11 protein-coding genes are annotated in these 9461 nt (G+C 61.5%); 4 read left to right on the forward strand and 7 right to left on the reverse strand.

Annotated features, from left to right (window positions below):
* Positions 1-94 precede the first annotated feature (94 nt).
* Entirely contained in the window at positions 95-967 is an 873-nt protein-coding gene (locus K3174_RS16635) for a glutaminyl-peptide cyclotransferase (RefSeq protein WP_247712266.1), read from the reverse strand.
* Between the two features lie 124 nt (positions 968-1091).
* On the opposite strand from K3174_RS16635, the gene K3174_RS16640 reads away from it, so the two are divergent.
* Together K3174_RS16640 and K3174_RS16645 are read left to right on the forward strand one after the other, a co-directional pair.
* Complete coding sequence (locus tag K3174_RS16640; protein ID WP_221560566.1) at positions 1092-1517, forward strand: organic hydroperoxide resistance protein; 426 nt, start codon at positions 1092-1094, stop codon at positions 1515-1517.
* Between the two features lie 11 nt (positions 1518-1528).
* The gene (locus K3174_RS16645; protein ID WP_221560567.1) at positions 1529-1990 is read left to right on the forward strand and encodes a MarR family winged helix-turn-helix transcriptional regulator; all 462 of its coding nucleotides are present in this window, start codon (positions 1529-1531) and stop codon (positions 1988-1990) included.
* Positions 1991-2012: 22 nt separating this feature from the next.
* On the opposite strand, the gene K3174_RS16650 is transcribed toward K3174_RS16645, so the two are convergent.
* The 6 genes from K3174_RS16650 to K3174_RS16675 all read right to left on the reverse strand — a co-directional run bounded on the left by K3174_RS16650 (position 2013) and on the right by K3174_RS16675 (position 7564).
* Entirely contained in the window at positions 2013-2690 is a 678-nt protein-coding gene (locus K3174_RS16650; RefSeq protein WP_221560576.1) for a response regulator transcription factor, read from the reverse strand.
* Between the two features lie 103 nt (positions 2691-2793).
* Positions 2794-3816, reverse strand: a complete 1023-nt coding sequence (locus tag K3174_RS16655) for an aldo/keto reductase (protein WP_221560568.1) — start codon at positions 3814-3816, stop codon at positions 2794-2796.
* 214 nt (positions 3817-4030) lie between these two features.
* A complete protein-coding gene (locus tag K3174_RS16660) occupies positions 4031-4768 on the reverse strand; it encodes an SDR family NAD(P)-dependent oxidoreductase (protein ID WP_221560569.1) in 738 nt (245 codons plus the stop codon).
* A 13-nt stretch (positions 4769-4781) separates the two neighbouring features.
* Positions 4782-5924 (reverse strand): acyl-CoA dehydrogenase family protein, encoded by a 1143-nt coding sequence (locus tag K3174_RS16665; protein ID WP_221560570.1) that lies wholly within the window; start codon positions 5922-5924, stop codon positions 4782-4784.
* Between the two features lie 14 nt (positions 5925-5938).
* Positions 5939-6916: an NAD(P)H-dependent flavin oxidoreductase gene (locus tag K3174_RS16670; RefSeq protein ID WP_221560571.1), complete on the reverse strand. Its 978-nt coding sequence runs from the start codon at positions 6914-6916 to the stop codon at positions 5939-5941.
* A 57-nt stretch (positions 6917-6973) separates the two neighbouring features.
* Entirely contained in the window at positions 6974-7564 is a 591-nt protein-coding gene (locus K3174_RS16675) for a flavin reductase family protein (protein WP_221560572.1), read from the reverse strand.
* A gap of 265 nt (positions 7565-7829) precedes the next feature.
* Here K3174_RS16675 and K3174_RS16680 point away from each other — a divergent pair, with 265 nt between their 5' ends.
* On the forward strand, positions 7830-8060 hold the full coding sequence (locus K3174_RS16680) for a hypothetical protein (protein ID WP_221560573.1): 231 nt from the start codon (positions 7830-7832) through the stop codon (positions 8058-8060).
* Complete coding sequence (locus K3174_RS16685; protein WP_221560574.1) at positions 8053-9237, forward strand: MFS transporter; 1185 nt, start codon at positions 8053-8055, stop codon at positions 9235-9237. Before K3174_RS16680 ends, K3174_RS16685 begins: the two co-directional genes overlap by 8 nt.
* The last annotated feature ends 224 nt before the right edge of the window (positions 9238-9461 follow it).

Raw genomic sequence — 9461 nt, forward strand, 5'->3', positions numbered from 1 at the left:
GCCATCACGCCCAAGCACGGGCATCAAAACGGCCCAAGGCTCTACTCGTAAATGGTAGAAACTTCGGGCTCAGACCAGGCCACACAAGTTTTCGCTATCGCTCGGCTTTCCGCTCGACCAGCCTGATTTCGTAGAGCCAGGGCCAGAGCTTGCCGGTCACGAACAGCCGCCGATCTTCCGAATCCCACGCAATGCCGTTCAGCACGGCATTGCCATCGACCGTATCCGCGCCTTCGAGCTGCCGGAGGTCGATTACCTTCCGCACGATCCCGGTATCCGGATCGATGCCAACAACGAAGCCGGTCATCCACACATTGGCGAGGATCACGCCATCGACGAGTTCCAGTTCGTTAAGTCGCGAAACCGGACGGCCATCGATGGTGACGGAAATGGTGCGCCGAACGCCATAATCCTGCGGATCCAGGAATCGCAGCTTGTCACTGCCGTCGGAGGCAACCAGCGCATCCTCGAAATTGGTCAGGCCCCACCCTTCGTAGGGATAGCCGTCGTCGCTGCGGATTGGGCTCAGGTCCTCCAGGCGCCAGCGATGGACCTCGCCATCCATCCAGGTCAGGCTGACAAGCTCGTCATTCCAAAGTGCCAATCCTTCACCGAATTGATCCGCCGGAATGTTGCGGTCCGCAATGACTTCGCCGCTGGCCAGATCAACCTTTCGGATGGTCGATGCTCCGATCCTTCCGGTGCTCTCGTAAAGTGAGCCATCGTGCCACAACAGACCTTGGGTGAATGCGCCGCGATCGTGCGGATAGCGAGCGACAATTTCGACATCGTAAAATGTGGGAGAGAGCTGCGGTTGCTCGACTGCGGCGGACTTTTGCGGTGCGTGTTCCGCAAACGCGGGCGGAGCAAGCAGTGTCGCCCCCAGAACGGCAAGAATCCGCAAGACCATACGGACGGTATAGAGGTCTTCCTTTTGGAAGCCACCAATGAGTGCGAACGTTCGCATTGGGGCGGATTAACGGCAATCCCGGAGAAATCGCGGGGCCTTGGCGAGCAACGAAAGGCAAAAGCCTTGCACTTTTTATATTGTGTACAATATAATGGCGTGCAACTTAAAAAGGAGAAACTGCATGACTGCCCTCTACACCACCAGTGTCACCGCCGTCGGTGGACGTGCCGGAACAATCAAGAGCGACGACGGCCTTCTGAGTCTCGACCTCGCGTTGCCCAAGGAACTGGGCGGCGCAGGAAATGCGACAAACCCCGAGCAGTTGTTCGCGGCCGGTTATGCCGCTTGCTTCGAGAATGCCGTGATCCATGTGAGCCGCAATGCTTCCGCCAAGGTAAAGGACGACGATATCCTCGTCGTCGGGACGGTCGGTATCCAGCCCAATCAGACAGGTGGTTTTGTCCTCTCCGTTGCGTTGGATGTGACAATTTCCGGGCTGGACCAGACCAGCGCGGAAGATATCGTGGCGCAAGCGCATGCCGTGTGCCCCTATTCCAACGCGATAAAGGGTAATATCGACGTCGATATTACCGTGTCCGTAAACTGAGGATAGAAGCGATGGACCTGCCGAACGACGAAGATCCCCTCGATCTGGATCGGCAGGTCTGCTTCCCCCTTTATGCGGCATCCAACCTGCTCAACCGCCACTATCGGCCGATACTGGCGGAGTTGGGGCTGACTTACCCCCAATATCTGGTGATGCTGGTTCTATGGAAGAATTCACCGCAAACCGTTGGATCGCTTGGCGATATGCTCCATCTGGACAGTGGCACGCTGACGCCGTTGCTCAAACGGATGGAAGGGGCCGGACTGCTCGATCGAACCCGCGACCCCGAAGATGAGCGGCGGGTGATGGTTGGTCTGACCGATTACGGCCGTGAAATGCGCCAGCAGGCCGAGCAGGTACCAGCAAGGCTTGTCCAAAACCTGGATCTCGATGAGGCGACTACCGCTGCTCTTCGCGATCAGGTCCGCACGCTTGTCTCGGTGCTCAATCGCGCCGCAGACGCAAAACCCTGACCGCCTGCGCCTTCGTTTCCGCTCAGTCGTAGCTGTCGTAGACGTAGCCGAGCGAACGCACCGTGCGCACACGTTCGCCTGCGCCGACCGCTCGCAGTGCGCGTCGCAAGCGTCCGACCCAGACGTCTACGGTTCGCTCGTCGATTGGCGGTTCCTGCTTGCCGAGTGCCGCGATCAGGTCTCCGCGCGACAGGACGCGATCCGGGTTCTGAGCGAGGAAATGCAGCAGGCGGAACTCGTTCGGCCTGAGATCGAGCGGCTGCCCGGCCCAACGCGCCTGCAGTGCCGCCAGATCGACCAGCAAGGCACCCAGTTCCAACCGCTCGTTGATCCGCGGCTGGCCGGATCCGCTTTGCAGCGCCATCACCCGATCGAGGACGATCGTGCGGTCGATGGGCCCGACCAGATAATCGTCCGCCCCGGCCCGCAATGCCCGGCGCTTGTCTTCGGCATCGTCATCTTCGAGCACGATGGTGACATGCGCTTCTTCCATGCGCGGATCGGAGCGCAGGCGGCGGCACATTTCGAGCCCCGAAAGGTCTTCCATAACCCAGTCAACGAAGGCGCAAACCGGCCCTTCGACCAGCCGCTTCGGACCTTCCGGATAGAGCCGGGCGAAAGCATAGCGGATATCGCCGTTCTCGAAATCGGGCAGTTCGCCGGCAATCGGATCGGTAAGGAAGATATTGATCGTGCGCACGGTTTTCATCCCACCCTGATGAAGGCAGCGATGCCGCAGTCATGTGACTGGATTGTGACCCGGACGACGCGATTGTAACACTTCGCCCCGGACGAAGCCGTTCTCAGTCGTCGGCGACCGAAAGTGTCCAGTTTTGAGGCACGGTCGTTTCGATACCGACGGGACTTTTCGGCACATAGGGGTCTTCCAGCCGTGCGACTTCCTGTTCTGTCAGGCCGAGGGTCATGGCCGCGACCGCTGCGGCAATATGCCCGTCCTTGGTGGCGCCGATGATCGGCGCGGTCACGCCCTTGGCGAAATGCCAGGCGAGTGCCACCGTCGCGCGCGAAACACCGCGTTCGCCCGCGATGGCACCGACCGCTTCGACGATCGCGCGATCGGCCTCTTCCTGCTGGCGATAGAGCAGCTTGCCGAAACCGTCGGTCTCGCTGCGCACCGTGCTTTCGTCCCAAGCGCGGGCGAGTTTACCGCGCGCCAGAGGGCTCCACGGGATCACGCCCGCCCCCTGATCTTCGCAGAGCGGCAGCATCTCGCGCTCTTCCTCGCGGTAGAGCAGATTGACGTGGTTCTGCATCGAGATAAAGCGCGTCCAACCATGCGCCTTCGCCACCTCCTGCGCCTTGGCAAATTGCCACGCCCACATGGAAGATGCGCCGATATAGCGCGCCTTGCCCGCCTTCACGATGTCGTGCAGCGCCTCCATCGTTTCCTCGATCGGCGTCTCCGCATCCCAGCGATGGATCTGGAAGAGGTCGACATAATCCATGTCGAGCCGCGTCAGGCTATCGTCGATCGCCTGCATCAGGCTCTTGCGCGATAGGCCGCCGGTATTGGGCGCCTGCCGCCAGGGCATGAAGGCCTTGGTCGCCAACACGATCTCGTCGCGCTTCGCGAATTCGGGCAGCAGCTTGCCGATAACTTCCTCCGACGTGCCGAGCGAATACATGTTCGCCGTGTCGAAGAAGTTGATCCCCGCTTCCAGCGCCTCGCAGATGAAGGGGCGCGACCGGTCCTGATCGAGCACCCAGTCCCCGTGCCAGCCGCGGCTGGTATCGCCATAGCTCATGCAGCCGAGGCAGAGGCGCGATACCTTGAGCCCACTGGGGCCGAGATTGACGTATTCCATGGATCTGTCCTTCTATCGCTGCCGCGGTTCGGGCATTTGGCGGGTGACAAAGGCGACAGTGTGTCAACCGCTCGTTTTTCGTCTAACTTACTATTATCGTATCGCTTTCTCGAAACTCGGTCGGGTGACACCCGGGCATCGGGCGCCCCCCGCCTGCCTTCATTCGACGTCTTGCCCTCTCTTGCAGACTGCGCGGATGTAGGAAAGACATCGGTCAGGAGAGCGTCATGCCGCCATCGACGCGAATGGTCTGGCCGACGACATAATCGGCGAGCGGCGAGGCAAGGAACAGTGCCGCGCTCGCCATATCGGCCGGTGTGCCCATGCGGCCCACAGGGATGCGGGCGATGGCGCCAGCGGCGCGCTGCTCGTTCCCCGTCGTCACCTTGGTCAGCTTGGTCGGGACGAGGCCCGGAGCGATGCCGTTGACGCGGATGCCCTCGCCCGCCCATGCCTGTGCGAGACTGCCGACGAGGCTCACTGCGCCAGCCTTGCTCGCAGCATAGGCCGGGTTGCCGATCATGGCGTGGTAGGCGCCAACCGAGCTGACGATAATCAAAGCTCCGCCCCGCTTCGCCAGTTTCGGCCGTACGGCGCGCGAACACTCCATCAGCGAATTGAGGTTGACCTCCATCACCGCGTCCCAGCCCTCGCGCTCGAACTCCTCGCGGCGGTATCGAACAGTCCCCTGGCACAGCACGACGACATCGAGCAGGTCGGGCAGATCGAGCGTCTCGAATGCCCCGGACTGCGAAACGTCGACGCTATGGAAGACGAGTTCGGCAAGGTCGCTCCCGTCTTCCGCACTGTAGTCATCAGCCGATGCGCGGGTTCCGGTTACGTGAACGCTCGCGCCGCTTTCGCGAAAGCCATGCGCAATTCCATTGCCGATCCCGCTCGTCCCGCCGACCACGAGTACGGTTTTGCCCGAGAAATCGAGTGGATGGGCCATCGGCAAGTCCTCCTCAGATCGACCGGCTGATCACTTCCTTCATGATTTCGTTGGTGCCGCCGAAAATGCGGGTTACGCGGGCATCGCGCCACAAACGGGCTATGGCGTATTCGTTCATGTAGCCCGCCCCGCCATGCAGTTGCAGCGCGGCATCGCACGCCTCCCATTGCAGGTCGGTATGCCACAGCTTGGCCGCGCTTGCCTCGTCCGTGGTCAGCTCCCCGGCAAGGTGCTTCCTGATCGCCCAGTCGAGATGGGCCCAGCCAACCTGCAGCTTGGCCTTCAGGTCGGCGAGGACGAACTTGGTGTTCTGGAATTCGAACACGGTCTTGCCGAAAGCCTTGCGGTCCTTGGTGAACTTGACCGCCTCATCGAAGGCGCGTTGCGCTGCCGCCTGCGCGCCCACCGCAATGCCGAGACGTTCCTGCGGCAGTTCCTCCATAAGGTGGACGAAGCCGCGGCCTTCACCGCCGAGGATATTGGTCATCGGCACACGCACGTCGTTGAAGAACAGCTCTGACGTATCGGCGGAATGCTGGCCGATCTTGTCGAGATTGCGTCCGCGCTCGAAACCTGCCGTATCGGCATCGACCAGCACCAGCGTGGTGCCCTTCGCGCCCTGGCTGGGATCGGTCTTGACGACGACGATGATGACATCGGCGTTCTGGCCGTTGGTGATGTAGGTCTTCGACCCGTTGACCACGAGATGATTGCCATCCTTTATCGCGGTTGTGCGAATCCCCTGGAGGTCGCTGCCAGCGCCCGGTTCGGTCATGGCGATGGCCGAGATGACGTCGCCGGAGACCATACCGGGCAAGTACTTGGCACGCTGCTCGTCGGTGCCGAGCCGTTCGATGTAGTTCGCGGTGATGTCGTTCTGCAGCGTGAAACCGGCCGAACTGCCAAGATAGGACAGTTCCTCGCACAGTACGCAGTTGAAACCGAAATCGAGCCCGAGCCCGCCATTCTCTTCCTTGACGGTCGGGCACAGCATGCCCGCCTCGCCCAGCGCCTTCCAGGCGGAGCGCGGGACGATGCCGTCCTCCTCGTGCTGGTCGAGATAGGGCGTCATATGATCGGCAAAGACCTTGCGCACGGTATCGCGGAAAGCCTCGTGATCTTCGTTATAGGCAAAGCGCTGGCTGGTATCGAGCATGTCCGTCCTTCCGTTCAGGCGTCGATGAAACCGGTCAGCCGCTGGCGGATCAGCGCGTCGGCTTCGGCCATGATGCCGTCGATCAATTCCTGGCAGGTCGGGATATCGTTGATCAGGCCGGCCACCATGCCGCAGGACCATGCGCCTGCATCCATCTCGCCCTCTTTCATGATCCGCGGATAGACGCCCGCGACTTCCTCGATGATGTCCTCGAACTTGAGGTCCGCGCCCAGCTTGCGTTCCTTCTCCAGCAACCGCTCGACTGCTTCGTTGGTCATGACACGCTCGGTATTGCGTAGCGGGCGCATGACGAGCCGCGTATCCAGTTCGCTCGCCGCGACGATCGCCTTTTTCACGTTCTCGTGCACCGGCGCTTCCTTGGTGGCGATGAAGCGTGTGCCCATATTCATGCCGTCGGCACCCATGGCGAGGCTGGCGACGAGACTGCGGGCATCGGCCATGCCCCCGCTGGCAACGAAAGGAATCTCGAGTTCGTCCGCCGCGCGCGGCAGCAGGATCATGTTCGGAATATCGTCTTCGCCCGGATGGCCGCCGCACTCGAAGCCGTCGACGCTCACCGCGTCACAGCCGATCGATTGTGCCTTGAGGCTGTGACGCACACTGGTGCACTTGTGGATCACCCTGATCCCGGCATCCTTGAGATAGGGAAGAACCTGCTGCGGGTTATTTCCGGCAGTCTCGACCACCTTGACGCCGCCCTCGATAATGACCCGCACGAGGCCCGGATAGTCGGGCGAATTGACGACAGGCAGAAAGGTCAGGTTCACGCCGAAGGGCTTGTCGGTCATATCCCGGCATTTGGCGATCTCGTCGGCGAGTTTCTCTGGCGTGCCGAGGGTCAGGCCGGTGATAATGCCGAGGCCGCCCGCATTGGACACCGCCGCCGCCATTTCCGCAAAACCGACATAATGCATGCCGCCCTGGATGATAGGATGCTCGATGCCGAACAGTTCGGTGATACGGGTCTTCATTGCCTGCCTCTTCCCTAGTTGCTTTTCGCAACCGGTATCGGCGTCTAAGCGATGAGTCTAGCGCTTCGCCAAAGCTTTCAAAGCTGCAAGCAGTTCGGCGCCGCTTGCCGTAAGGGAAAGGCCCTCACCCACGCGTTCGGCCAAGCCTTCGCGCTCGAGATTCTCGCCGGTCGTCCGGCGCATGACACGGCCGTAACTGCCGCCATGATAGATCAGCGGTTCGGCTTCGCGCCGATCGAAATCGACCACTTCGCCGAGGAAAATGGCATGATCGCCGCCCTCATATTCGAAGCGCGCGCGGCAACCGAAGCGTGCGGCATAGCCTTCGATCAGCGGCGCACCTTCGGGGCCGTCATCGACTTCCAGTCCGGCGAACTTGTCTTCGCCCGGTCTTGCAAACCGATCGGACATGGATTGCTGATCCGCCGCCAGCACGTGCACCGCCCAGTTCCTCGCATCGCGAAACACCGGAAGAGTGCCCGATTGAAGCGAAAGGCTCCAGAGCACCATAGGTGGATCGAGACTGACCGAATTGAAACTGTTCGCCGTCAGCCCGAAGGGGCGCCCTTCCGCATCTCGCGCAGTCACGATCGTGACCCCGGTGACAAAACTGCCCAGGGCATCGCGAAAGGACTGAGGATCGAACATTGCCGTCCAGCTAATGCCGCCCCGCCATTTCGGCAACAGTAGACCGGTGGCGCCGGTCGGCGCGCCACCCGGCCTCACGCAAAACTTGCAACACCTTTGCCACACCGGTGCATTTTTTCGATCTTTAGGGACAGGCAATGCCGCGCGGCTGGTCTGCCAGGCCATTACGCGCAGGTCGCGCAGTATCGGGGGCCATAGCGGCAGCGGCTGCTAAAACTGGCCTTCCAAGACAGGCAATGTCGTACTAGCGAACGGAAAAGGGGTAATGACACTTATGGGTCGGCGGCGCCAGTCAGTCACCATCACGCATGTTGCAGCCGATGCGGGCATATGCCGGCAAACGGTCAGCCGCGCTTTTTGCGACGAACCGGGTTTCTACCCGGCGAACACGGGGACGGTTCAGACCAGCGTAAACAAGCTCGATTACGTCCGCTCGATCTCCGCTCGGCGGATAAGCGGCTGGCGCTCATATCCGATCCTCGCGCTCGATGCCTGATACCGCCCGCGAGGCGCAGCCCGGTCGTTTCCTGTTGCTCTACGCGCTCGCCGCGGCGGGCGGCGCCGTCGCCTATGTCCCCTTTCTCACAATACTCCTCCCGCTGAGGATGAGCGAGCTTGCCGCAGGCAGGGAAATACAATCGCTCGCCTACACCGCCTTTGCCGGAGCGATCGCGGCAAGCATCGCCAATATCGCTTTCGGATGGGCCAGCGACCGCACAGGAACCCGCCGTCCCTGGATATTGGGCGGGCTTGTGCTATCGAGCATGCTGCTTGTTTCCATGCGACTTGCGGAAACTGTCCCGGTACTCGTGATCATGATCGTCGCCTGGCAGTTCGCGCTGAACATGATGCTGGCTCCGCTGGCCGCCTGGGCGGGTGATTGCGTGCCCGATCATCAGAAAGGCGTTCTCGGCGGCTTGCTGGCGATTTCCCCGGCTTTGGGAGCGCTTGCAGGCGCGTTAATCACTTTGCCGGGGCTGGCCGGGCAGGAAACGCGCCTGGTGCTTGTTGCTGCGCTCGTCGCGCTTATGGTCGGCCCGGCACTTCTGTTTGCCCGCCCCCATCCCATGCCGCAACTGATGGACCAGTCCAGCGTCGCGCCCTCCTCGGTCTCTTGCCCGCGGTCGACCGTTGTCCGGATGTGGCTTGCACGCCTGCTCGTGCAGATTGCCGAAGCTTCGCTTTTTGCCTTCCTGCTGTTCTGGTTCACCGGCATCGACGACACCGTGACCGACCATGATACGGCCAAAGTATTCAGCGTGGTCCTTGGCGTCTCGGTGCCGCTCGCGATAGTGGTCGGGCGATGGTCGGACCGTACCGAGCATCCCATATTTCCATTGGTGCTCGGCGCGGGGATAGGAAGCGTAGGCCTCGCGATCATGGCGCTTTCCGATGCATTGCCCGGCGCTATTGCGGGCTATGTCGTCTTCGGCCTCTCGACCAGCGTGTTCCTCGCGCTCCATTCGAGCCAGACGCTACGCGTGCTGCCCAAGCCGCGAACGCGCGGAAGGGATCTCGGCTTGTTCAACCTGACCAACACCGTGCCATCGTTGATCATGCCCTGGCTTACACTGGCACTGGTCCCGCTGTTCGGCTTCGAGGCGCTGTTCGTGCTGCTCGCCGCGCTGTGCGCAATCGCTTGCATTCTGTTGGCCACGCTCCGCCGTAGCTAGCTGGCCGCCCGACCTCGGTCCGACGGTGCGGCCATCCCCATCGATAAAGTCCCGACAAGAGCGAAGGAATTCGTATTCGTTTTGTATGACGGCAAAAGCCTGCCACACGAACCACAACAAAAATCGCCGTGCGCCAGCGGTCTGCACCGGCTTCATTGTGGAGGGATGGAATGGCACTTGCTGCGGATATGGTGTCGGGCGTTGATGGTGTGGCGCAGGAGGAT

This window comes from Qipengyuania qiaonensis, assembly GCF_019711515.1.
GTDB classification, from domain to species: domain Bacteria; phylum Pseudomonadota; class Alphaproteobacteria; order Sphingomonadales; family Sphingomonadaceae; genus Qipengyuania; species Qipengyuania qiaonensis.

Excerpts from the sequence above, each read along its gene's own strand:
- K3174_RS16635 (WP_247712266.1), bottom strand. The coding sequence starts at position 967 with ATGCGAACGTTCGCACTCATTGGTGGCTTCCAAAAGGAAGACCTCTAT.
- K3174_RS16640 (WP_221560566.1), top strand. The coding sequence starts at position 1,092 with ATGACTGCCCTCTACACCACCAGTGTCACCGCCGTCGGTGGACGTGCC.
- K3174_RS16645 (WP_221560567.1), top strand. The coding sequence starts at position 1,529 with ATGGACCTGCCGAACGACGAAGATCCCCTCGATCTGGATCGGCAGGTC.
- K3174_RS16655 (WP_221560568.1), bottom strand. The coding sequence starts at position 3,816 with ATGGAATACGTCAATCTCGGCCCCAGTGGGCTCAAGGTATCGCGCCTC.
- K3174_RS16660 (WP_221560569.1), bottom strand. The coding sequence starts at position 4,768 with ATGGCCCATCCACTCGATTTCTCGGGCAAAACCGTACTCGTGGTCGGC.
- K3174_RS16665 (WP_221560570.1), bottom strand. The coding sequence starts at position 5,924 with ATGCTCGATACCAGCCAGCGCTTTGCCTATAACGAAGATCACGAGGCT.
- K3174_RS16670 (WP_221560571.1), bottom strand. The coding sequence starts at position 6,916 with ATGAAGACCCGTATCACCGAACTGTTCGGCATCGAGCATCCTATCATC.
- K3174_RS16675 (WP_221560572.1), bottom strand. The coding sequence starts at position 7,564 with ATGTTCGATCCTCAGTCCTTTCGCGATGCCCTGGGCAGTTTTGTCACC.
- K3174_RS16680 (WP_221560573.1), top strand. The coding sequence starts at position 7,830 with ATGACACTTATGGGTCGGCGGCGCCAGTCAGTCACCATCACGCATGTT.
- K3174_RS16685 (WP_221560574.1), top strand. The coding sequence starts at position 8,053 with ATGCCTGATACCGCCCGCGAGGCGCAGCCCGGTCGTTTCCTGTTGCTC.